At 58.8% G+C, this 23128-nt stretch carries 22 protein-coding genes and 1 tRNA gene; 5 read left to right on the top strand and 18 right to left on the bottom strand.

Annotated features, from left to right (window positions below; all coding sequences use genetic code 11):
- Window positions 1–10 precede the first annotated feature (10 nt).
- From aroA to KF814_08490, 18 genes are all read right to left on the bottom strand, one after another.
- Complete coding sequence (gene aroA, locus KF814_08575; GenBank protein ID MBX3236192.1) at window positions 11–1342, bottom strand: 3-phosphoshikimate 1-carboxyvinyltransferase; 1332 nt, start codon at window positions 1340–1342, stop codon at window positions 11–13.
- Between the two features lie 2 nt (window positions 1343–1344).
- Window positions 1345–2238 carry a prephenate dehydrogenase/arogenate dehydrogenase family protein gene (locus KF814_08570; protein MBX3236191.1) on the bottom strand — a complete coding sequence of 298 codons (894 nt, stop codon included), beginning with the start codon at window positions 2236–2238 and terminating at the stop codon, window positions 1345–1347.
- A gap of 19 nt (window positions 2239–2257) precedes the next feature.
- Window positions 2258–3271 carry a 3-deoxy-7-phosphoheptulonate synthase gene (aroF, locus tag KF814_08565; GenBank protein ID MBX3236190.1) on the bottom strand — a complete coding sequence of 338 codons (1014 nt, stop codon included), beginning with the start codon at window positions 3269–3271 and terminating at the stop codon, window positions 2258–2260.
- A gap of 21 nt (window positions 3272–3292) precedes the next feature.
- On the bottom strand, window positions 3293–4375 hold the full coding sequence (locus KF814_08560) for a histidinol-phosphate transaminase (protein ID MBX3236189.1): 1083 nt from the start codon (window positions 4373–4375) through the stop codon (window positions 3293–3295).
- 109 nt (window positions 4376–4484) lie between these two features.
- A complete protein-coding gene (gene pheA, locus KF814_08555) occupies window positions 4485–5561 on the bottom strand; it encodes a prephenate dehydratase (protein ID MBX3236188.1) in 1077 nt (358 codons plus the stop codon).
- Window positions 5562–5723: 162 nt separating this feature from the next.
- On the bottom strand, window positions 5724–6737 hold the full coding sequence (gene ruvB, locus KF814_08550) for a Holliday junction branch migration DNA helicase RuvB (protein ID MBX3236187.1): 1014 nt from the start codon (window positions 6735–6737) through the stop codon (window positions 5724–5726).
- Between the two features lie 29 nt (window positions 6738–6766).
- The gene (locus KF814_08545) at window positions 6767–7246 is read right to left on the bottom strand and encodes a hypothetical protein (GenBank protein MBX3236186.1); all 480 of its coding nucleotides are present in this window, start codon (window positions 7244–7246) and stop codon (window positions 6767–6769) included.
- 14 nt (window positions 7247–7260) lie between these two features.
- A complete protein-coding gene (gene ruvA, locus KF814_08540; protein MBX3236185.1) occupies window positions 7261–7869 on the bottom strand; it encodes a Holliday junction branch migration protein RuvA in 609 nt (202 codons plus the stop codon).
- Window positions 7870–7941: 72 nt separating this feature from the next.
- Window positions 7942–8697, bottom strand: a complete 756-nt coding sequence (locus KF814_08535) for a YebC/PmpR family DNA-binding transcriptional regulator (protein ID MBX3236184.1) — start codon at window positions 8695–8697, stop codon at window positions 7942–7944.
- A 189-nt stretch (window positions 8698–8886) separates the two neighbouring features.
- A complete protein-coding gene (locus KF814_08530) occupies window positions 8887–9720 on the bottom strand; it encodes a hypothetical protein (protein ID MBX3236183.1) in 834 nt (277 codons plus the stop codon).
- Window positions 9721–9745: 25 nt separating this feature from the next.
- Window positions 9746–10495: a PCP reductase family protein gene (locus KF814_08525; protein MBX3236182.1), complete on the bottom strand. Its 750-nt coding sequence runs from the start codon at window positions 10493–10495 to the stop codon at window positions 9746–9748.
- Between the two features lie 27 nt (window positions 10496–10522).
- Entirely contained in the window at window positions 10523–11449 is a 927-nt protein-coding gene (locus tag KF814_08520) for an Mrp/NBP35 family ATP-binding protein (protein MBX3236181.1), read from the bottom strand.
- A gap of 100 nt (window positions 11450–11549) precedes the next feature.
- Window positions 11550–13415 (bottom strand): adenylyl-sulfate kinase, encoded by a 1866-nt coding sequence (locus KF814_08515; protein MBX3236180.1) that lies wholly within the window; start codon window positions 13413–13415, stop codon window positions 11550–11552.
- On the bottom strand, window positions 13415–14212 hold the full coding sequence (locus tag KF814_08510) for a sulfate adenylyltransferase subunit 2 (protein MBX3236179.1): 798 nt from the start codon (window positions 14210–14212) through the stop codon (window positions 13415–13417). The genes KF814_08515 and KF814_08510 overlap by 1 nt, the downstream gene beginning before the upstream one ends.
- A gap of 20 nt (window positions 14213–14232) precedes the next feature.
- Window positions 14233–15300, bottom strand: coding sequence for an anthranilate phosphoribosyltransferase (gene trpD / locus KF814_08505; GenBank protein ID MBX3236178.1), 1068 nt, complete (start codon window positions 15298–15300; stop codon window positions 14233–14235).
- Between the two features lie 36 nt (window positions 15301–15336).
- On the bottom strand, window positions 15337–16056 hold the full coding sequence (locus tag KF814_08500; protein MBX3236177.1) for a phosphoadenylyl-sulfate reductase: 720 nt from the start codon (window positions 16054–16056) through the stop codon (window positions 15337–15339).
- A 27-nt stretch (window positions 16057–16083) separates the two neighbouring features.
- Entirely contained in the window at window positions 16084–18591 is a 2508-nt protein-coding gene (locus KF814_08495) for a sulfurtransferase TusA family protein (protein ID MBX3236176.1), read from the bottom strand.
- A 56-nt stretch (window positions 18592–18647) separates the two neighbouring features.
- The gene (locus KF814_08490) at window positions 18648–19091 is read right to left on the bottom strand and encodes an Rrf2 family transcriptional regulator (GenBank protein MBX3236175.1); all 444 of its coding nucleotides are present in this window, start codon (window positions 19089–19091) and stop codon (window positions 18648–18650) included.
- Window positions 19092–19262: 171 nt separating this feature from the next.
- On the opposite strand from KF814_08490, the gene KF814_08485 reads away from it, so the two are divergent.
- The 5 genes from KF814_08485 to infC all read left to right on the top strand — a co-directional run bounded on the left by KF814_08485 (window position 19263) and on the right by infC (window position 23101).
- A complete protein-coding gene (locus KF814_08485) occupies window positions 19263–19970 on the top strand; it encodes a hypothetical protein (protein ID MBX3236174.1) in 708 nt (235 codons plus the stop codon).
- Window positions 19971–20076: 106 nt separating this feature from the next.
- Entirely contained in the window at window positions 20077–20349 is a 273-nt protein-coding gene (locus KF814_08480) for an HU family DNA-binding protein (GenBank protein MBX3236173.1), read from the top strand.
- 127 nt (window positions 20350–20476) lie between these two features.
- Window positions 20477–20551: transfer RNA gene (locus tag KF814_08475), tRNA-Val, on the top strand.
- Window positions 20552–20636: 85 nt separating this feature from the next.
- Window positions 20637–22571 (top strand): threonine--tRNA ligase, encoded by a 1935-nt coding sequence (thrS, locus tag KF814_08470; GenBank protein ID MBX3236172.1) that lies wholly within the window; start codon window positions 20637–20639, stop codon window positions 22569–22571.
- A 23-nt stretch (window positions 22572–22594) separates the two neighbouring features.
- On the top strand, window positions 22595–23101 hold the full coding sequence (infC, locus tag KF814_08465; protein MBX3236171.1) for a translation initiation factor IF-3: 507 nt from the start codon (window positions 22595–22597) through the stop codon (window positions 23099–23101).
- Window positions 23102–23128: the final 27 nt, after the last annotated feature.

The following is a 23128-nucleotide window of genomic DNA, read 5'->3' as shown; positions in this document are numbered from 1 at the left end:
CAACCCCGCATTATAGACTCTTGCCAGATTCAGTCAACAATTCCAACAGCTTAGCCTCGAACCTGGGGAAGGAGGTATCGATGCATGCCGTGTCTTGAATCACGGTCGACGTCGCCGCCGTTAATCCGCCAATCGCCACCGACATGGCCACACGATGATCACCATGACTCGAACTGGTCGTGCCCGTCAGCCGTCCATTCCGGCCGGCTTGCCCCAACCCATGGATCACCATGCCGTCAGGCCGCTCCTCGATGCGCGCGCCCATGGCACGTAACTCCGCCGCCATCGTGGCGATGCGATCACTTTCCTTCACGCGCAGTTCTTCCGCCCCTGTAATGGTGGTCGTTCCCTCTGCCACTGCCGCCGCCACGCAGAGAATCGGAAACTCGTCGATGGTTTGCGGAATTAATTCAGGCCCGATCGCGACGCCGTGCAGGGGCGTGGAACGAACCCGGAGATCCGCGACCGGTTCGCCGGCCTCTTCCCGAGGATTCAGGACCTCGATGTGGGCACCCATGCTACGCAACACGTCGAGGATTCCTGTCCGGGTCGGATTCATTCCCACGGTACGGACGGTGACATCGGAGCCCGGAACGATTGCCGCACCGACGATGAAGAAGGCCGCCGCCGACAAATCTCCCGGCACCAGCACCGGCTTGCCAGCCCAGCGCACAGCGGGACGGCCTTCGATCGACACCGAGCAGCCTTCGCGCCGAAAAGGAATCCCAAAATAAGAAAACATTCGTTCCGTGTGATCGCGCGAGAGCCGCGGCTCCGTAATTGTCGTCAGCCCGTCCGAAAAGAGCCCGGCCAGCAACAATGACGACTTCACTTGCGCGCTCGACACCGGCGACTGGTAGGCGATGCCCTTCAAGCGAGTACCGGTGATGGCCAGGGGAGCCAGTTCGCCGCCTTTGCGTCCCGCGATCGTGGCACCCATGGTCCTGAGTGGCTTCACCACCCGCCCCATCGGACGTCGACGGATGGAGTCATCACCGGTCAGCACCGAGAAGAAATCCTGTCCGGCCAGAACCCCGGTAATCAATCGAATGCCGGTGCCGGAATTCCCGCAATCGATCGGAGCAGTCGGTTCGGTCAGACCCCACATCCCCTTACCATAGACCTGCAGCACATCGGGTGATTCCTCGATGCGGACGCCCAGGGCCTGAAACGCGCGCATCGTATTGAGGCAGTCTTCCCCGCGGCAGTAGCTGCTGACCGTACTTACCCCTTCGGCCAATGCCGTGAGAATAATGGCGCGGTGGGTAACAGACTTGTCCCCGGGAACCGAGATCGTTCCCTTGAGCGGTCGTCCCGGCTGAATGGTCATCGATGCCGCCATCGTCATGCCTTGGCCGCTACCTTCGAATTGAGTTGTTCCCGTTCGTGCTTGGCTTTTTCCAACTGTTTCTCGATCCCGGCCGCGTCCTTCGCCTGGATGAGCCGTTTCATTTCCGACAGGTGCCGCTCGTAAGTCTCGATCAATGCCACAATATTGTCGGCGTTCCACAGGAAAATATCCCGCCACATCTCGGGAGAGCTCGCAGCGATACGCGTCGTATCGCGCAGCCCGCCTCCTGAATGGCCTGCAAGGTCGAGTTCGGGAAGCCCGCGGTCGCGTACGTCAGCCAGGGCGGTCATCAGTGCAAAGGCCGCCACATGGGGCAGGTGGCTGACGGCGCCCAGAATCTTGTCGTGAAGGAACGGATCCATGTCCAGCACGATCGACCCGGCCAACTCCCAGACGGCTCGCACGGTGCGGAGGGCTTCGGCGTCGGTCCCGGCCGTCGGCGTAAGAATGCAGCGAGCCCCATTAAACAAGGCCTCCGAGCCTGCCGCCACGCCGGTCTTTTCCTTCCCGGCGATCGGATGCGCGCCGACGAAACGTACTCCCCTCGGCATAAGCTGTTCCGCTCGCGTGACCAATTCACCTTTTACGCTGCCGACGTCGCTCACAATGGTGCCTGGACGCAGACAGCCGGCCCATTCCTTGAGATGCTGCTCGTAGGTGTCGACCGGCGTCGCCAGCAGGACGAAATCCGCGTTCTCCACCCCGGCACGTGGGTCCGACACATACCGATCGATGGCCCCGAGTTCGACGGCGGTCTTGAGATTTTCTACCCGCCGCCCGATGCCGACGATCGTATCCGCCATCTTGTGCCGGCGCATGACCAAGCCGAGGGAGCCGCCGATGAGACCGACGCCGATGATGGCAACTTGTTTGAAATGAGGAGTCATACCGGTCCGAGCTCCTCACTCAAAGTGTTCGACCAACAGCTTCGGCGATCTTCCTCATATCCGACATCAGTTCTTTGAACTTGGTCGGCTTGATGGACTCTTCGCCGTCGCACAGGGCGCACTCAGGATTGGAATGCACTTCGATCAGGAGGCCGTCTGCGCCGGCCGCAAGGGCCGCCTTGGACATCGGCGCAACGAGATTCCATTTGCCCGTGGCATGGCTCGGATCGACGATCACCGGCAAGTGGGACAGCTCCTTGAGCGTGGGAATAGCCGCCAGATCGAGGGTATTGCGGTATTGGGTTTCGAACGTGCGAATCCCGCGTTCGCACAACATGACGTTGCGATTGCCGCGAGACATGATGTATTCGGCGGACAGCAAAAATTCCTTGATCGTCGCGGAGAGCCCGCGCTTGAGCAACACCGGCTTATCGTAAGCGCCGACCTCTTTCAGCAATTCGAAGTTTTGCATATTGCGGGCGCCGATCTGAATGATGTCGGCCTTTTCAAGAAACAACTCAATGTCGCGGGTATCGAGGATCTCGCTGACGACGGGCAAGCCGGTCTGCTTTCTCGCCTCCGCCAGGTAATCCAGCCCTTCGCGCCCCAATCCCTGGAACGAATACGGAGAGGTCCGCGGCTTATAGGCACCGCCTCTCAGTACCGTCGCCCCGGCCGCCTTCACCTCGTGCGCGATACCGACCGTCAACTCGAGCCGCTCGACGGCGCAGGGTCCCGCCATGATGGCGACCTTCTTGTCACCGATCTTTACGCCGTTGACTTCGATGACGGTGTTGTCCTTCTTGAATTCACGACTCACCAGTTTCCAGGGAGCGAGGATCGGCAAGACGCTTTCCACACCTGGCAATGCAGTCAGCGGCTGATTCTGCAGAATCCGGTCGTCGCCGATCACTCCGATGATCGTTCGCTCCTGGCCGGTCGAAATATGGGATTTCAGTCCGAGCTCGCGGAGGCGATCGATGATATGGTCGACTTCCCGCTCGGATGCGTCAGGTCTCAACACGATAATCATGGTCTCGTCTCACTTTCCTCTTCAAAGCGCGCGCAAGACATGCCGGAGCGCGCTCAGGAACAGTTGATTCTCGTCCGGGAGGCCGATGGTGACACGGAGCATGCTCCCGTCGATGTGGCGGACGATGATGCCTTCTTTCAACAGCGCGTTGAAGACTTGGCGACCGTCTCGACCGACATCGAAGTACAAGAAATTCGTTTCGCTGGGCAGCGGGGCAAACCCCATGGCCTGCAACCCCGCCCGCACGATATCCATTTCACTATGGTTCAATGAGCGGCTCTTCGCCAGGTGTTCCTCGTCGTCCAGTGCCGCCAGCGCCGCGCGCTGCGCCATGCTGTTGGCATTGAACGGCGGCCGGAGACGGTTCAGGAAATTCGTAATTTCGGGAGTCGTGATTCCATACCCGATGCGCAACCCCGCCAGCCCGTAGATCTTGGAAAAGGTCCGCAGCACGATGGCATTGCGGCCCGCCTTCACGTACCCGAGTGAGTCCGGATAAGACGGGTGTCGGACATATTCATAATAGGCTTCGTCGAAGACCACCACCACGTGATCCGGTACCCGCGCCATGAGCGCAGCCACTTCATCCCTCGTCGACATCGTCCCGGTCGGATTGTTCGGATTGCAGACGAAGAGCAGCCGGGTCTTGGCGGTAATCGCATCCGCCATCGCCGGGAGATCGTGGTGCCAGCGCTTCTGCGGCACTTCTAACGCCACTCCGTGTGCCGCCGTCACTTCCATTCTATAGATGACGAACGTGTGCTGTGCCATCACCGCTTCGTCCCCGGGAGACAGGAAGGTACGGGCGAGGAGCCCGAGGATTTCATCCGACCCATTACCGAGGATGATGTGGTCCGGCGTCACCTTCCACCGTTCGGCCAGGGCCCCCCGCAGCCGGAATGCGCCACCATCGGGATAGCGATGCAGGGTCGGCGCAACCTCAGCCAAGGCAGCGACCGCCTTGGGCGAAGGGCCGATCGGATTTTCATTCGACGCCAATTTGACTGCCCGCGGCAATCCTAACTCCCGCTGCAACTCTTCGATCGGCTTGCCGGGAACGTACGGAACCAGGGAGGCAATGTCGGGATGGACTTTCAGCGACATAGGTTCACACAACCACGAGCGGGGACCGGGCTGAAACGGCCGGCCTCACACAGGCGGTCGAATTGATGACGATCGGCGACTTCTCTTGTTCCACGTCCTTCGCCTTTTCCTAGGAGTGGGCGGGATAGGACCCGAGTATCTTCATGAAGAGACAGCGACTCTTCACCTCTTCGGCCGCCTTTCGCACCTTTTCTTCGTCGATATGTCCTTCGACATCCACGAAAAAGATGTACTCCCAGGCTTTTCGCCGCGACGGTCGGGATTCGATCTTGGTCATATTGATGCCGCACGAAGCAAAGGGCCGCAGCAGATCATACAGCGCCCCCACCTTATCTTTGATCGACAACATCAAGGAGGTCTTGTCACGGCCCGTCCGCTCCGGAGACTTTTGAGACAGAATGAGGAACCGGGTAACGTTGTTGATGTTGTCTTCGATTCGCGCGGTAATTACTTTGAGTCCGTAGAGCTGAGACGCGAGTTCTGATGCGATGGCCGCGGCAGACGGGTCATCCACACAGAGTTCGGCGGCGCGCGCCGTGCTGGCCACCTCTGACACCGGCACGTGTGGCATGTTGGTTTCCAGCCAGTTCCGACATTGCGCGATTGCGTGCGGATGCGAGTAAATGCGCTTGACCTCCCCCGCGTTGCCCGACTTGGACATCAGATGATGTGCTACTTCCTGCAGAATCTCCCCATAGATGAAGAGATTGGAATCAATGAACATGTCCAGCGTGTGGTTGACCACGCCCTCCGTGGTGTTCTCAATCGGTACGACACCGAAATGGGCGCGTCCTCGCTCTACCTCGCTGAAGACATCCTTGATGCTGTTGACAGGAATATACTGGGCCGATGCCCCGAACTTCTGCGTGCATGCCATATGCGTGAAGGTCGCACGAGGACCGAGATAGGCCACCTTCTGGGGGCCCTCCAGGGACAACGAGGCCGACATGATTTCACGGTAGACCGCCCGAATGGCTTCGGTGGGAAAGGGGCCGGTATTTTGCCGTCCCAGACGCTCAATGATGGCGGCTTCCCGAGCCGGCGTGTGAAGGTGAGCCTCCGCGTCTTTCTGTTTTTTCAGTTTTCCGATTTCGATGACGGACTTGGAGCGCTCGTTCAGCAATCGAAGGATCTGGTCATCGATCCGGTCGATTTCTGCCCGATGCCCTTGCAAATCGTTTGACATAACGGGGGGATTCCCTCCTCGCGGAGCCTGCCTTTGGAAAGGGGGTCCGTGATACCGGTCCAGGCTTTTTAAAGGAGCCAGGCCAAGAGGGTATCCTACAGGAACCTACAAGACCATTGCAAGGATAGACGAGGCGATTCAAGGAGTTGCGCGTGCGAAGCGTCAATCGGAGAGCGAGAGGAGGTCCTTTTGCTTTTTGAAATGCTCGAACGTCAAACGGGTCGCCTGACGGCCCCTTCCCGTCCGCTCAATGAAGCCGGCTTGGATCAAGTACGGTTCGTAGACATCTTCCAAGGTCCCTTTATCTTCCTGAACGGCCGCGGCCAGCGATTCCACCCCGACCGGCCCGCCGTTGAACTTCTCCACGATCGTGAGGAGGATCTTGCGATCCATGTCGTCCAGACCGGCAGCATCGACAGACAGCCACAGCAACGCCGCTTCAGCGACGTCCTTGGTAATCCGTCCCTGCGCCTTGATCTCTGCGTAGTCTCTGATCCGCTTGATCAGGCGATTGACGATGCGCGGCGTTCCCCTGGCTCGGCGCGCGATTTCGGCTGCTCCCTCCGGATCGGTCGGCACCTGCAGCAGCGTCGCGGAGCGCATCACAATCGCAGCCAAATCCTCCGGGGAATAAAACTCCAAACGATGCACTAACCCGAATCGATCGCGGAGCGGCGAGGTCAAGGCACCGGCTCTGGTCGTGGCCCCAATCAACGTGAAGCGTGGCAAATCCAGCTTCACGGTTCTGGTGGAGGGGCCTTGGCCTACAACCAGATCCAACTGATAGTCCTCCATCGCCGGATACAGCGCTTCCTCGACCGAGGCCGGTAGCCGGTGAATTTCATCGATGAAAAGCACATCATGTTCCTGCAAGTTCGTCAGAATCGCAGCCAGGTCTCCGGCGTGGTTCAATACCAGCCCTGACGTGGACCGGATCGACGATCCCATTTCCCGCGCGATGATGTGAGCAATCGTTGTCTTGCCCAATCCCGGTGGGCCATAAAAAATCGCATGGTCGAGCGCTTCTCCACGCCGCTTGGCCGCTTCGATGCAAATCCGTAGGGCCTCTTTCATGCGCCGCTGCCCGACATAGTCTTCCAGGCTCTGCGGGCGCAGGGCAGCCTCGATGCCACGCTCGTCGTCGGTCAGTTGGTTGGACACCATACGGTCCGGCATATTGACGTGTTCGTCTTCCCAATTACCCGCTACGGAGCGGGCCTGAACTTTGGGGGCGGTGCGACGGCCCCCTGGCCTGGAGCAGCAGTATTCCCGCAATCGGGCGGGCACTTGACCCCACCCTGTGTCGGATCTGGAAGACTTGAGTCCATGTGCTGGGACTGGCATTGGGACATGAGGCCGCCGTCCTTCGACCCGCACCGGGCCGGCACATTCGAATGCCCCACCTCGCTGTAGCCGTCGGGACAGGCGCCGCAGACCGACAACATGTTTCCGCCGAGCGGAACGCACTGCACCAGCGTCGGCTCCCCATCCTTGCAGAACTCCGGAGCGTTCGTAATGGCCGTGGTCGCGTAGCCCTCAGGGCAGGCCCCGCACATTTTCCGAATGGACTTCTGGTCTTCCTGGCCTTCAGAGGCGTGGAGCACGGCCGTGGGCGTAAGGGCGAGCCACATTCCAATCGCCACTACTCCCCGTAGCTTCCACCATCCCTGTTTCGGTCCGCTCATCCCGCTTGTCATAGTCACCCCCCGGCTAGATGCTTCAAGGCTTCGCGTATGACTTCTTGAAGATTCTGGCCTGGGGCCCCCATTTTCGACAAGCGTTTCAGCACTTCCTTCACATCCGGCGCCCTATATCCAAGGTTTACCAGAGCGGACAATGCATCGTCCAAAAGCGGATCGCTTGGCCCCTCGCCTGCAGGCAGCGGTTGCCCCATCGTCGGATGCAACTTCTGCACTTTGTCCTTGAGCTCCAACGCCAGGCGCGCAGCCGACTTTTTCCCGATACCAGGAACCGTGGCAAGTTTTTCCACATCGCCTGCCTGGATCGCCGAGAAGAGATCGGTAACGGAGAGGGCCGACAAGATACTAAGACCGAGTTTGGGACCGATCCCCGAAACTCCCGTCAGAAGCAGGAATGCATCCTTTTCCAACGGACTCAGAAAACCGTACAGCTGGATGGCATCCTCACGCAAATGCGTGTGGATGTGGAGCGTCGCGACGTCATTGGGATTGGGGAGGCTATAAAAGGTGCTGAGTGGGATGAAAACTTCGTACCCGACGCCGTGCACGTCGAGTGTCACCTGGGCAGGCGCCTTGAAGGCCACGCGGCCTGTCAGTAAGGCGATCATCGCTTCGCAAGACGGAAATCCTCCGGCGACTGGGAGCGGCCGAAGTCCGGTCCTTTGTCCACTGTCCTTTCGCTAGGCGGTGGCGGCGGCGATTTTCTCCATCACCGCATCGGAGATATCGAAATTGGCGTGGACCTTCTGGACATCGTCATGTTCATCCAGGATTTCCACCAACTTCAGCATCTGCTCGGCGGCCTTCTCATCCAACGTCACGGTATTTTGGGCAATGAACGTCAGTTCGGCTAACGTGGTTTCGATCTTGGCATCGCTGATGGCCTTCTTGACCGCTTCGAAATCATGGGGGCTCGTAATGACCTCAAAGGCCTTATCGGTCACCTTCACGTCCTCGGCCCCAGCATCCAATGCGATGGTGAGCAGTTGGTCTTCCTCGACCTTGCCCTTCTCAATGACCAACATCCCCTTCTTCTGGAACTGCCACGCAACAGCTCCGGCCTCCGCCATGTTTCCTGCATTCTTGGTCAGGAGACTCCGAATTTCGGCAACGGTGCGGTTACGGTTGTCGGAGGTGATTTCCAGGAGCAAGGCGGTGCCGCCTGGTCCATAACCTTCCAGAGAGAACTCTTCATACGTGACGCCAGGCAATTCCCCGGTACCGCGCTGGACGGCCTTCTTCATCGTGTCGCCGGGCATGTTGGCTTCTTTGGCCTTGGCAATCGCCAGGCGCAACCGCGGATTCCCATCGGGGTCCCCGCCCTGTCGCGCTGCGATGGTCAATTCCCGAATGATGCGGGTGAAAATCTTGCCCCGCTTGGCATCCTGCGCCGATTTGTGCCGCTTGATTGTTGCCCAATGACTATGGCCACCCATGACGATACCTCTTCTTCCGGCCCGTCCCAGTTGCTGGCCGAGCCTCGTGGCGATCTTGAATCTGATTCAACCGGTTAGAGCTAACACAGTCCCGACAGGCGAGTCAACGCGCGCCGGGAAGAGAACGGGCAGGTCTGTGAGCTCCGAGGTTGCAACAGACTCGACGGGAAAAGAATGGGAGTTGCGGGGCTATTCGGAATAAATCAACAGCTGCAGTCCGATCACGAGAATCAGCGCTGCCCAAATCAACTCCCAATAGGAGCGATCGTCCGTAAGTTCGGCTGCCCGCCATCCCGACAGCAACCGGGAAGAGCCGGCCGTAATGGCTAAGGTTCCCATTACAGCGTGGTGGAGGGCAATCTTGTGCGCCGACGGATGGTCGCCGTGGGAATGCCCGAACAACATCAGACCGCCGACAATGGCAAAGAGCGGTAAGGGCACGGTCCAGGCTGCGTGCTGAAATCGTCCCACCCGCTTGAGGCATTCAACCGTGCCCACAAACAGGCACAGCCATCCATACGTCTTGTGCTGGATGATTTCGGGATCTGCTCCGGAAAAGGTCTGGGCGAAAGTCATCGAGCCGATGGGCCAGGCTTCATGATCGCTCCAGATCAGAAGGAAGATACCGCCCGTGAGCATGGCACCGGGGAGGAGGAAGCGGCTCCAGGCGAATGCCTGCAACCGCAAGGCTTGCCGCAGTTCAGACAGGCCGATCAGAAGAACGAGGAATCCAGCCAGGTGGTGATTGAATTCCGAATAGGCGATCCCTTGCGCGGAGCCTTCCCAGCCTGACTCACCGCCCCCCGCTCCATGATGATCATGGTGGGCATCCGCATGGCCATGAGTGGCTGCACCGTCAGGCGACGCATGGCCGGAATCGGCCCACAGCCCTTCCGCTGGCAGCAGACAGAGCAGGAGCGCCAGCGTAACGCCGTAGAGCCGATTGAGAGACAACCATCGGAGGAAACACAGATCTGAAAGCGAAAAGGCCCATCCGGCAGTCCGGACAGGCCTTACACTCATTTCACTCATGCATGGCGCGCGCCGATTACATGAACTTCATGAATTTGTCTTTGGCCTCGTCCATCACCTGCGCGGTGATCTGTGCCAAGCCGCGTTCCTTTGCGATCCGCTCGATCTCCCGTCGAGCCATCGGCCGGATGAAATCGGGAATATTGTCCAGCCGCTGTTCGGCATCCTTGGTCCACGCAATGCCGTTCGGCGAATCATTCTTCGAATCGTCCATCACTTGGAGCGTGATGCTCTTGAAGCCGTGCTTACGGGCGTAGGCTTCCACGCTGCTCTGCACCATCGGCTTCACGAACGAAGGGAGTCGCTCCAATTTTTCCTTCGCGTCGGGAGTCCAGGTGAATTCGCCGGTCCCGTTGCCATTCTGCGGCTTCCCACTCGAGGTCAACCCCATCTCCGCCACCATGGCTGAGAAGGGACACCCGCCGGAAGTTTTCTCACCGCTAGCCGCAGGTGCGGCCGGCTTCGGCGAGGCCGGCTGTCCGCCCTGGATCTTCTCGTTGAGATAAGCCGCCATCTGTCCTGCGCCGGCCTGGGCTTCTTCCTTGAGCGTCCCGCGCGTCATCTCGAACGGCTCCGCCGCCTCCGAACGACCGCCGAGCTTGACGCCCAGCGACGCCACCATCTGCGTCTCTCCGGGATTCGTGACCATTGAAAATTTGGCCCCGCAAGATGGGCAGCCGAAAAAGACCCCGAGCGAACCCTCGCCCGGCTTTTCGACCTTCTGGAAATTCATGTAGGTTTCACAGTTCAAACACACAAATTTCATAGCAACCCCCTCTAGGGCCGATGGCGGTTAAAGCTTCTCGGCTAACACTCTTTTATAGTCCAGCAACGCTTGGATCCGGCCCACAATCTCCTGGTACTTCTGGATCGTCGGATATTCCGGATCGAGCAGTGGCTCGCCTTTGTCGAAGGTCTTAGCAAACTTTCGATCGAACGGGATCCGGCCCAACAACGGAAGATCCAGCGCTTCGCACATAGCTTCCGTGTTGCCCTCGAACAATTCATGCTCGGCACCACAGGAGGGACACCGGTACTCGCTCATATTTTCCACAATGCCCAGCACACGGATTCCCATATCGCGTGCATAGGTGACAGATTTCTGAACAACGTCGGAGGCCACTTCCGATGGAGTCGTGACGACGATGGCGCCTGCAAGATCAGGGATAAACCCGGCAATCACCGGAGGTTTGTCAGCAGCGGCACCGGGCGGCAGGTCCGCCAGCAGATAATCCAGCTCACCCCAGATCACGTCCGAGAGAAACTCTCGAATGACGTTCATTTCCATCAGACCCAGCCACACAGGGCTCAGGTCCATCGGGCCTTTCCAACGCACCGGGGAAGCATCGCCGAGGAAAAAATCCATGGATGCCACCTTGATCCCCAGTGGCCCGACCGGCGGCAGCGCACCTTCCGGCGTGATCGTTAACGCCTGACCGTGCACTCCCAACATACGCGGCACACAGGGTCCGTTTAGATCGACATCGAGCAGACCGACCTTTGCGCCTTGACGTGCAAACGCCAAAGCCAGGTTCACCGTCGTCATACTCTTTCCGACCCCGCCCTTGCCGCTCATGACGACCAGCTTCCGCTTGATGCCCGCCATGCGAGCCTGCACCTGCTTCATCTGCGCAGTAATTTGCTGGACGACTTTCGCGTCGTCGGAATACTGCAGCTTGGTGAGGATCGACTTCAGATCCTTGTCGGCAGCCATGGTCATGCGGCCCTCCGAAAAATCAGAAAAGTAACGGTATCACAGCGATTTCCGTCCAGTCAAACGAGGCGGCGCCCCTCCCAGGGGATACCATTTCGAGCTCGAACTAGATCGAAAATTGAATGTTGCCCCGGTCTCTCGCCTGCCCCAACACTCCACGCCGTTTCAGTTCCTCGATGATCTGACGCGCAGCTTCATCGAAATCCCGTGGTCCGGCGAAGTGAAGATCGGTGTTGGGTGGGGCGTCTTCTCCGGCCTTACTCATGTGGACGGCAATCACCGGCGCCGGCTGAACCAACGTGCGGATCATATCGGCCATGCGTTGATAATTGATCCCGAATGTCTTGCTCGTGGAGACCACGATCATCCCGGCATCGATCAACAACCGAGCCACCTCGCCATATCGACGCACCCGCTCTGCGCCAAAAGTCGGATCCGCAGCCGACAGGTCCGCGTCCAAGCCCTGCAACAGGTTCGCCCCCTCGAGCAAATACGCCAGCCGTCCGTCCGCAACGAGTAACGATTCCACCCGCCGTGCGAGGAAAGTCTTGCCGTTCTGCGCCGCACCGGTGAAAAGGACGATCGCCGCCCGGTGTCCAAACTGCTTGGCCCGCTCTTCCGACCCGACGTCACCCCGCAACCAGGCGAACTCCCGCTGCCGCGCCTCTTCCCGCAAGCCTTCCTGCTCGTCATGGACAAGCTCGGTGATGATTCCGCCACCCGCAATGTCGTAGTCGTCGACCAGCACGAATCGTCCCGTAGACTCGAAGGACGAGGACAGGTCGAAAGCAATGGGAGCTTTCACACGCAAGGTTAGTTCCGCCACCTGATTCTTATTCACGGCCTGGCTGGCCTGGGGCTGCGCAAGGTCGGTGGTGTCGATGATGCGGTGGATCGCCCCGACTTCACAGGCAACCTCTCTGGTCGCCAGCCGAAGCAGATACCGTCGTCCCTTCTCCAGGGGACGCTTGCCCAACCAAAACAAGTTCGCACGAAACGCCGTCGACACCATGGGAATGGCATCGCGATGGGAGGCGATTTCTCCTCGCTCGACAAAAATCTGTTCATCCAGCGTGATCCCGACCGACTGGCCGGCTTCCGCCTCGGTGGGCAATGGCTCGACATTGAAGCCTTCGATCGACTGAACGGTCGCCGTTTTGTTGGAGGGAGAGAAGACGAGTTGATCCCCCACCTTCAGCCGCCCTGCGGTAATCCGTCCGGTGAGGATGCGCCTCGCGTCGAACTTGTAGACATCCTGCAGCGGCAGCCGCAAGGGTTGTTCACCGCGCGCCCGCTCCTTCTTGAACAGCGCCAACGTATTGAGCACCGTCGGTCCCTTGTACCAAGGCATGTGCTGGCTGGGAGTGACGATATTGTCCCCCATTTTCGCGCTGACGGGAATCATTTGCTGCGGCACGGCCTTGAACTGTCCAAGAAACTCCCGGTATTCTTTTTCAATCCCTTCGAAAACGTCCTGCCGATACCCGACCAAATCCATCTTGTTGACGACCACCGCAAACTGCCTGACACCGAGCAACGACAGCAGGTAGCCGTGCTTCTTCGACTGCTCCTTCACCCCTTCCAGCGCGTCGATCAACAGCAGCGCAGCTTCGGCCCGCGCGGCGCCGGAAATCATATTCTTGAGAAACTCTTTGTGCCCCGGCGCATCGATGATGATGTATTGCCGCTCGTTCCAATTGAAAAACGTGCGCGCCGTATCGATCGTGATGCCCTGCTCCTGTTCTTCCAAAAAGGCGTCGAACAGGAACGCGTATTCGAACTCCTTCCCCTGCTGACGACAGATGGCCTGCACCTTTTCGAGTTTTCCCTCGGGTAAGGAGCCGCTGTCGGCGTAGAGACGACCGACCAGCGTGGACTTTCCATGGTCCACATGGCCGACGATGACGATGTTCAGGTTTTCCTTCGGTTGCGTAACGGCCTTAACCGGGGCCGTCGTGATTGTCGTACTCATCACATGTAACCCTTTTTCCGGAGCATCTCCATGCCGCGGCCTGCGTCCTGAGCCCGTCCGGCCCGCTCGGCCACGTTGGTGCCGCGCAATTCTTCGATGATTTCATCCACGTTTTTTGCCGTCGATTTGATCGGCGTCGTGCAAGGAGCACAGCCGAGACTTCGGTAGCGGGTCCCGTCCCCCTTGTCGAGATACAGATCCATGAAAGGAATATTCTCGTACTTGATGTACTCCCAGATATTGATTTCCGTCCAATCCAGCAACGGATGGATTCGGATGTGGGTACCGGGAGGAAAACTCGTCTTGAACTGGTCCCAGAGCTCGGGAGGCTGATCGCGAAAGTCCCAGTCTCCGTGCTTGTCGCGGGGAGAGAAATACCGCTCTTTGGCCCTCGTGCTGTCTTCGTCGGCTCGTACGCCCAGGATGATGCCGGTATAGCCCTTCTCTTCCACCAAGTTCTTCATAGCCGTGGTCTTTAAGGCGGTACAGCAGACATCGCGCCCCAGCGTATGGTTCATACCCTGCGCCAACGCTTCCTTGTTCTGCCCCACCACCAAATTCAAACGCCACTCTCGTGCCAGGCGATCACGGTACTCGATCATGGCCGGAATCTTGTAACTGGTATCGACGTGCAGGAGCGGAAACGGGACATGGCCGAAAAAAGCCTTTCGGGCCAACCACAGCAGAACCGTGGAATCCTTGCCCATCGACCAGAGCATCGCCAGGTGGTCGAAGTGTTTGTAGGCTTCCCGCAGAATGTATACGCTTTGATCTTCCAACTGACGCAGATGGTTCATGATCAGATACTCGTCCGTGGTTAAGCAGGAATTTTGTCTGTTTGTGCGAGACCGCCGCCGGATGCGCCGGCAGCAGTGAGTTCAGCGAATTTTGCCGCTGCCTGCCCGGATTCGATGATTCGGCGGGCCGTTGCGACACCGCCGGCGATTGAGGTCCCCTTACCGGCGGCATACAGCAACATGGCGGCGTTCAGTAGCACCCAATCCCGCGGCCCGCCCTGGATCTGGTTCGACAGGAGCCGCTTGATCAAATCGACCTCCTTGGCACGGTGCTCCGCCGGGAAGCCCGCCATCTCCTTGAAGGTCGTCATCGTGAGCCCGGCATCCTTGGGATGGAAGGATCCCGGCGTGATCCGCTCACCTTGAAGTTCGAGGTACCGGGTCACACTGCCGATCGACAGTTCAGGATCGCCCTCCACGCCGCGAATCACCAGCGCCCGCGGACAGCTCAACATTCGCAACGCCTCCACCGTCTTTTCAAAGTACGGCGGATGTGACAGACCGATGACCTGGGAGGTTGCCCGAGCCGGGTTCAACATTCGAGCGATCGGGTGAAAGACGTTTCTCACCCCCAGCTCTTGCCGCATTTCGAGAAAGCGGTTGACCGGCGGATGGTAGAGCGCGAGGTCGAGGTACGCAAACCCCCTTTGTTCCAAATCCGCGCCCACTTGTTTGGCCGCCCGATCGGTCGGAATTCCAAGGGGTGTGAGGACCGACGACACGCCGCGACGATCCACCGGTCCATCGACCCCGTGCATCAGGATCACGGCACCGGCCGCCGCGGCCACGATGGCCGCGGGCACGATCGCATGAAAGGTCTCGCGCTTTCCCCCGTAGACCGGCAGATCCACGACGCCAAGCCCCGCCCGAACGGGGACAGGGGCAACATACTGTCGAGCGGTGGCCGTGAAGGCCGCCAACTCCGTCACCGATTCCGACTTGTACCGCATGGCTACCAGAAACGCGCCGACCTGGACAGGCGTGGCCGTGCCTTCGATCATGAGTCGCATCGCCTGCTTGGCCTCCTCCCACGTCAGGTCCTTGGAGGTCTTTTGGCCCTTGGCAATCTTGGAAAGCAGACGTTGCATGAACAGTGGTTCCTTCTTGGTTTCAGGGAAATAGGATTACTTGTGCAGTCCGCACTCAGTCTTGGTGAAATTCTTCCACCGACCCGAGCGTGGGTCTTCGCCCGGCGCCACCGGCGCTGTGCAATGGGTACAACCGATACTGGGATAGTTGCGGTCGTGGAGCACGTTGTAGGGCACTTCGTGAAGCTGAATGTAGGTCCAGACTTGCTCACTGGTCCAGCGCGCCAGGGGATTCACCTTGACCAGGTTGAACTTCTTGTCCCACTCGATGATACCGGCATTGGCGCGTGTCGGAGCCTGGTCGCGCCGGATACCCGTGATCCACGCCGCATAGTTCGAGAGAACACGCCCCAGCGGCTCAATCTTCCTCAACTGACAACATTGATCGGGGTTTCGCTGCCACAGCCCGGCCCCATACTGAGCAGTCTGTTGATCCGGCGTGAGCAACGACATCATCCGGATTACCTGGTGCGGGGTGAGCCCATACCGTTCTACGATTCGATCCCGAACCTCGATCGTTTCGGGAAACAAAAAACCGGTATCCAAATAGAACAGCGGCGCCTGGGGGTCGATGCGGTGCATCATATCCACCAGCGCCACGTCCTCCGCACCGAAACTGCAGGCCAATACGATGCTTCCTTTGAACATCGTAAGCGCCTGCTCCATCACTTCCCAGGGCTGACGCGACTCGAACGAGTCGCTGAGTGCTTTCAATTCCTGGTCCGACGGCCTGTTCTGAGCATTGGCTGTGGTCATCGACAAACTCATGTGCGAGGACTCGGTTCAGCCCTCGACCTTTTCGACGAGAATTTTGAAATGCTTCGACTCCGCATCCAATGGGCTCTCGGTCAAAATCTTATGCCCGTCGTTTCGCAAACTCATCGGCACGTTGCGGATCGGTTCCCCCGCATCCAGCCACACCTCGAGTTGTTCACCGTGGTCCATCATCTCGAGTTTCAGCTTCGTCTTGACGTAGTTCATCGGGCAGGCCACGCCACGGAGGTCGTAGACCGGCGCCTGTACCGCAGGGGCAGCCGGCGTAACTGGGGCTTGAGGCGCGGTCGGCAACGATTCTTCCTCCACTTTCGCCAGTTTCAAATCCTTCCCGAGTTGATCCGTCGCTGCACGGCAGACGGCGATGAAGCTCTTGGCAAATGCCATCTTCGCGGTCGCCACGTCTACCGTCGTGTCCTTCGGCCCTAAATCACCGATCTGACTGCCCAGATCGCGATAGGACGCAGGCACGATGCCCTTGGCCGCCAAACGGGCATCGAACTCCTGAAACGTTTCCGAATCGGTTGCTGGGTCCACGCCTTCGGTCACCAGCAGAGCTTTTGCCGCGGCCAGCACCGCCCGATAGGACTTGTTCACCGACACGGCGAATTGATGTTTGTCGACGAGCAGCTTCGCCTGGTACAGCTCCTGGTCGGCCTCCAACATGCGATCGTCGATCATCTCCAGCGCGCCGCCGGCACATTCGCCAGGCCCGAGATCCTCCAACACGAATTCGGCCTCGCCTTCCCAGTCATAGTAGTAGGTCGAATCCTGATCAAACGCCGGAACGATCGTATAGGGAATCAGTTCATCCTTAAGTACGCCTTTTCCGACACGGCCCAGGAAGTTCTGCAGGGATTCACCAGTCTTCCTGTCCCGCCGATAGACATCCACCAGGTGACGGACCGCCGCGGGCACGCTCTTCGCCGGCAACTTCACGGTCAACTGGCCGATCTTCGGCGTCCCATCCACGTGGCCACCCAAATGCAATTCGTAGTGAGGCGCCGTATGTTCTCCGATACGCTTGCCCACCCCGTGCAGACCGATGGTCGCAATATGGTGCTGCGCGCATGAATTATGGCACCCGCTGATCTTCACGCTGACGTCGCGCAAATCCTCCGGAACTTGCCCTGCGGGAAACACCTCAGCCAGCGCGCGAGCCATGCCTTTCGAAGAGGTAATGCCCAATCCGCAGGTATCGGTTCCAGGGCAAGCGATGATGTCCTCGACGAGCTCCGCGCCGGGATCGGCCAAACTGTGCTGGGCCAGTTCCAGATAGAACGATTCCAGGCGATCTTCCGGAATCCAGCGAATGACCATGTTCTGGTTGATCGTCGTGCGGATATTTCCGTTGGAATAGCGTTCGGCCAAATCGGCAACGCCCCACATTTGCTCAGCGGTGAGATCGCCCATGGGTAATTTGATGGCAGCCGTCACGAATCCCGACTGCCGCTGCGCCACCACATTGGTCCGCTTCCACGCTTGGAACGCGGAAACAGCGCCGTTTAACGAGTGGGAACCGTTTCCGTTTCCATTTCCCTGCGCCATATGGCCATTGCCACTCCCGTTCGTGGTCGCCCCAACTTTGGTCGGCATCACGAGCGGAGGGGTGTCTGCGTAGGTCAACAATTTAATCGGCTCATGCGTCGGGACCGCATAGCCCATGGCTGCGTAGGTCGCCTCCCAGCGTCGCTTGAATTCTTCAAAGCCGAGTTTTTCGATTACGAACTTCATTCGAGCCTTATTCCGGTTCTTACGGTTTCCGAGGGTGTCAAAAACTTTGATGACCGCTTCGATACTCGGAATCAGCTCCTCCATCGGAGTGAATTCGCGTAACACCTGCGCCATGCGGGGCAACGACCCGAGTCCTCCCCCGGCGACCATGCGGAATCCAATCGTCCCGTCGGCACGCTTCGCCGCCAACAGGCCGATGTCGTGGATAGGGGTCAACGCGCAGTCCTGACGGCAACCGGAAAAGGCGATCTTGAACTTCCGCGGCATGCTCTGGTTCAGCGGATTGCGCAAGAGGTGATACGCGACCGTCTTGGCGTAAGGGGTGACGTCGAACACTTCCCCCTGGCACACCCCGGCCAAGTGACAGGCCGTCACGTTACGGACGGTATTGGCGCAGGCCTCGCGTGTCGTCAGACCGACTTCCGCCAGTAGGCGCATCATGGTCGGCACACTTTTTAACTCCACGAAGTGCAACTGAATATCCTGTCGGGTCGTGACGTGCCCAACTCCCGTGGCATACTGATCGGCCAGTTCGGCCACGCGACGCACCTGGTTCGCGGTCAAACCACCGAACGGGATCTTAATCCGGAACATCTGCACGCCCTGCTGGCGTTGGCCGTAAATGCCATACTGAAGCCGGAAGGGCTTGAAAATATCCGTGGAGAGATCCCCGGCTAGTACCCGCCGGGCCTCCACCTCAAATGTTTCGATCTCTTCCTGGATATGGGCCGGAATCGGCTCCGTCTTGATCGCGGGACGAAGGCCGACTGTGTTGGGCGTCATGATAAAAACCTCGTTGGTTGAGGGTCGTTCTGTTGGTACATGAGGGTGATCGTGGTTCAGATGTGATACATCAACGACTGGCGCTCTTCGAGTGACCGTTGCCGTTCGGCCAACTCCTCGACGGTCACGTCGGAGAGGACACTGAGCTCGGCCTGCTTGACCCGGTCCCAGAGATGCGACAGCAGAGCGTCTCGCTTTGCCCCGCGAGAGCGCTTCACCTGGCTTCCGTTGGCCGCCATGAGCGGCCCATCGAGGGCACTGAGAATATCCGCTACCGAGAGCTCAGATGCTTTTCGACTCAAGACATAGCCGCCCTGTGCGCCTCGCTGACTCGTGACCACCCCTGCTTTTTTCATGGCATGCAGCACCTGCTCGAGAAACCTTGCGGGAATCCCCTGCCGGTGGGCGATAGACTTTGCGCAGACCGGTTGATTCGCGTCGTGCAAGGCCAAATCCACCGCCGCAATGATGCCGTAAGTCGCTCGAAGACTGACTTTCATTTCTGATTATTCCGATAGGAATTAGAAGTGATATATACCGGCCACTCTGGTCGCCTGTCAAGCGAAGCTCCGACATCCTGAAGTCGTCGCTCACTACGTAGTTTCTTGTGTCTCACGCCGGCCCGTTCGATCACTGCACCGGTCAGATTGAAGTAAGGAGCGCTGCCGGATATGCGTGTCAGACCCTCCACGGACCTGCCCGGGGCGCCGCCCAGGCCGGATCTTGCGACGGTTTTCCCGATTGACATCATCTCAATGCTGCGCAATAATCCCGCCCTCTTCTTCGTCGGTGCCTTCATGTCGCTTCATTCATCTTCATTCAGCGTACTGTTGTTCAGCGGGGATAGCAGCATCCAGACCCACTACCGGAACATCTTCGGAGAACAGGGCCTGACCATCGTTCGCGAAGGATTCTCGGTTCCCAAGCAAGCCGGCAAACGGACCTTCGACGCAATCATCGTCGAATCCAAAGGACCTGGCGCCGCCTTGGAAATTGGGAGAATACTCGCGAACATCGACCCGACCAGAACCTTGGTGCTCTGTGGATCTCGAACCGTCCTCAAACGGACTGCGACCCTGCTCGCAGGGCGAAAGATGGAGCAAGCTCCATCTGACAACGGTGCCGGTGAACCACCCGGTCTGGAATCCTTTCTGGAACATAAGGTCGGGGATTTCGTGAAGGGTATGCGCAATGGATCGGGCCGCAATCTTCATCCGATGCTGATCGCGGCAGTCGAACGCCCGTTGATCGCCATGACCCTGCGCGAAACCAAAGGGAATCAGATTCAGGCCGCGGAGCTCCTCGGTTTGAATCGCAATACCCTGCGGAAGAAGATTCTCGACCTCCACATTCCGGTCAAACGGGCCCGAATTAGTTGATTCGTGCCTCTCGATATCCGTCCCTGTGCCGCTTCACCCCTCGAGGATTCTCCCGAGGGATTCGTCCACGCATCCGCTGGTCGTTTAACTACCAAAGGAGGGAGCAATGACCAAGGAAGAGTTGATTGCGAAGATGGCCAACAGCGCTGGAATCACAAAGGTCGCCGCTACCACGGCCTTGGAAGCGTTTACCGGAGCCGTGACCACCTCGCTCAAGAAGGGTCAGCGCGTCACGCTGGTTAATTTCGGGACCTTTACGATTTCAAAACGGAAGGCGCGGATGGGCCGCAATCCCCGCACAGGCGAATCCTTGAAGATTCCGGCTGCCCGCATTCCGAAGTTCTCAGCAGGGAAGGAACTGAAGGCCGCGGTCAAGTAGTTCGCCTCCGGCCCACCCTGTTCGAATACTCCAGGGGGCTCCCCCCTGCCTGACCGGCACCGGGGAGTCCCTACGATCTCGTTTTCTTGACACTTTCAGTGAGGCTGTATTAGCATCGCCAGGCGATGGGCGCGTAGCTCAGGGGGAGAGCGCTACCTTGACACGGTAGAGGTCGACGGTTCAAGACCGTCCGCGCCTACCATTTTTTCGCTGAACAGGCCTGATCCGGTCGACGGCAATCCGCGACGGTCGGACAGGCAATGTATTTTCTGGTAGGACAGACCTGCGTGGCTTCACAGGCAATTCAGATTACCCTTCCTGACGGAACTCGAAAACAAGTACCAGCAGGATCCACGATCCATGACGCGCTGACCCAAGCAGGAGTTCGCCTCGGGCCAGATGTCCTGGCAGCAACGGTTGACGGAAGGGCCGCAGATTTGTCGCGCCCCTTGCTGCAGGATGCGACGATTGCTCCGCTGACATTTTCCTCCAGCGAAGGTCGAGAGGTCTACCGCCACAGCAGCACCCACATCATGGCGCAGGCGGTGAAGGAAGTTTTTCCTACCGCGCAGATGACCATCGGCCCGGCTCTGGAAGACAGTTTCTTCTATGACTTCGCATTTGAGCGACCGTTCACTCCTGAGGACCTGGAGAAAATAGAGGCCCGTGCTCGCGACATCATCAAACGTAATCTGCCTGTCACCCGCCGCGAATTGTCGAAGCAGGAAGCGATTGAATTTTTCCAATCCCGCGGCGAGCAGTACAAAGTCGAATTGATCCAGGGTCTTCCCGATAACGAACCCATTACGGCCTACAGTCAGGGCGATTTCGTCGACCTGTGCCGGGGACCACACCTGCCGGCAACCGGCTTTATCGGAGCGTTCAAGCTGCTCACGACCGCCGGAGCCTATTGGCGCGGCGACGAACGAAATCCCATGCTCCAGCGGATCTACGGCACCTCCTTTCCTACCCAAACCGAGTTGGATGCCCACCTCGCCAGGCTGGAGGAAATCAAGCGCCGCGACCACCGAAAGGTCGGCAAGGAACTGGACCTGATCACCATTCAAGACGAGATCGGCCCCGGGCTGGTCCTCTGGCACCCAAAGGGCGCGCTCGTGCGATTGCTGATCGAGAACTTCTGGCGCGAGCAGCATCTGAAGGATGGCTACGATTTGGTGTACTCGCCTCACGTGGCTAGGCTCGACCTCTGGAAGACCAGCGGGCACGTGGACTATTACCGCGAGAACATGTTCACGTCGATGAAGGTCGAGGGCAGTGAATACCAGCTCAAACCGATGAATTGCCCATACCACATCATGATCTACAAGTCGCACCTGCGCAGTTACCGAGACCTCCCGATTCGCTACGGCGAACTCGGCACGGTCTACCGCTATGAGCGCACCGGCGTGCTACATGGGCTCCTGCGCGTGCGCGGCTTCACGCAGGACGATGCACATTTGTTTTGCCGACCCGACCAAATTCAGGCGGAAGTCAGCCGGGTCCTTGATTTCACATTTTTCGTCCTCAAGGCCTTCGGTTTTGCCGAGTTCGAGATTTTCCTTTCGACCCGGCCCGAGAAGTCGGTGGGGTCCGATGAAAAGTGGACGCTCGCGACCAGCTCGCTCGAGGCAGCCCTCAAGGGGCAGAATATTGCCTACAACCTCGACGAGGGCGGCGGCGCGTTTTACGGCCCGAAGATCGACATCAAGATCAAGGATGCGCTCGGCCGCTCCTGGCAGTGTTCCACTATTCAAGTCGATTTCAACAATCCCGAGCGGTTTGAATTGAGCTACATCGGGGAAGACGGCAAGTCCCACCAACCGATCATGATCCATCGCGCCTTAATGGGCTCGATCGAACGGTTCTTCGGAATTTTGGTTGAACACTACGGCGGAGCGTTCCCGACCTGGTTGGCACCCGTGCAGGCCGTCGTCCTGACAATCACAGACAAGCAGCACGAGTTCGCAGCCAAGATCGTGGCCGATCTCAAGGCTCAGGGCTTCCGCGTTGAACCCGATCTTCGCAACGAAAAGATCGGCTTCAAGATTCGCGAAGCAGAGAAGAGCAAAGTCCCTTACATGCTCGTCGTCGGGGACAAAGAAGTACAGAGCGGTACCGTGTCGGTCCGCGGTCGAAGCGGTGCCAACCACGGCAGCATGCCGGTGGAGCGTGTCGCCGAGTTGCTGCGCGCCGATCACACGACCATGCGACGGGCATCGTAACCTACTCACGAAAGAGGTGACCTATCGTCCCTAAATTACGCGTCAACCGGGAAATCAGAATCCGTGAAGTTCGCGTGATCGGTCCCGAAGGCGAACAACTGGGAATTTTGCCCACCGCCGAGGCCTTGAGCAAAGCGCAAGAGCAAGGCTACGACCTCGTCGAGGTGGCGCCCACTTCCCAGCCCCCGGTGTGCCGTATCATGGACTATGGGAAGTACAAATACGAGCTCAGCAAAAAGGATCACCAGAGCCGCCGGCATCAAAAATCGACGCAAGTCAAGGAGATCAAGCTGAGGCCCCGGACCGACAAACACGATCTAGAGATCAAGATTCGACAGATCAAGGGTTTCCTGGCCGACGGCAACAAGACCAAAGTTACCTTGACCTATCGTGGTCGCGAGATGGCCAATCAGGAAATGGGCCGTACCGTCATGACCTCGGTGATTGAACAGTGCGGAGAAGCGGGCACCGTGGAATTCGCCCCTCGCATGGAAGGTCGGAGCCTCATCATGATTCTGGCTCCGAAGTAGCGCACGACACCAGCATATAGGAAGGAC

The sequence above is a fragment of the Nitrospiraceae bacterium genome (genome assembly GCA_019637075.1).
Classification (GTDB): Bacteria; Nitrospirota; Nitrospiria; order Nitrospirales; family Nitrospiraceae; genus JAHBWI01.
Note: the sequence above shows the minus strand (reverse complement) of the source record. Positions and strands in the feature narration are given on the sequence as shown.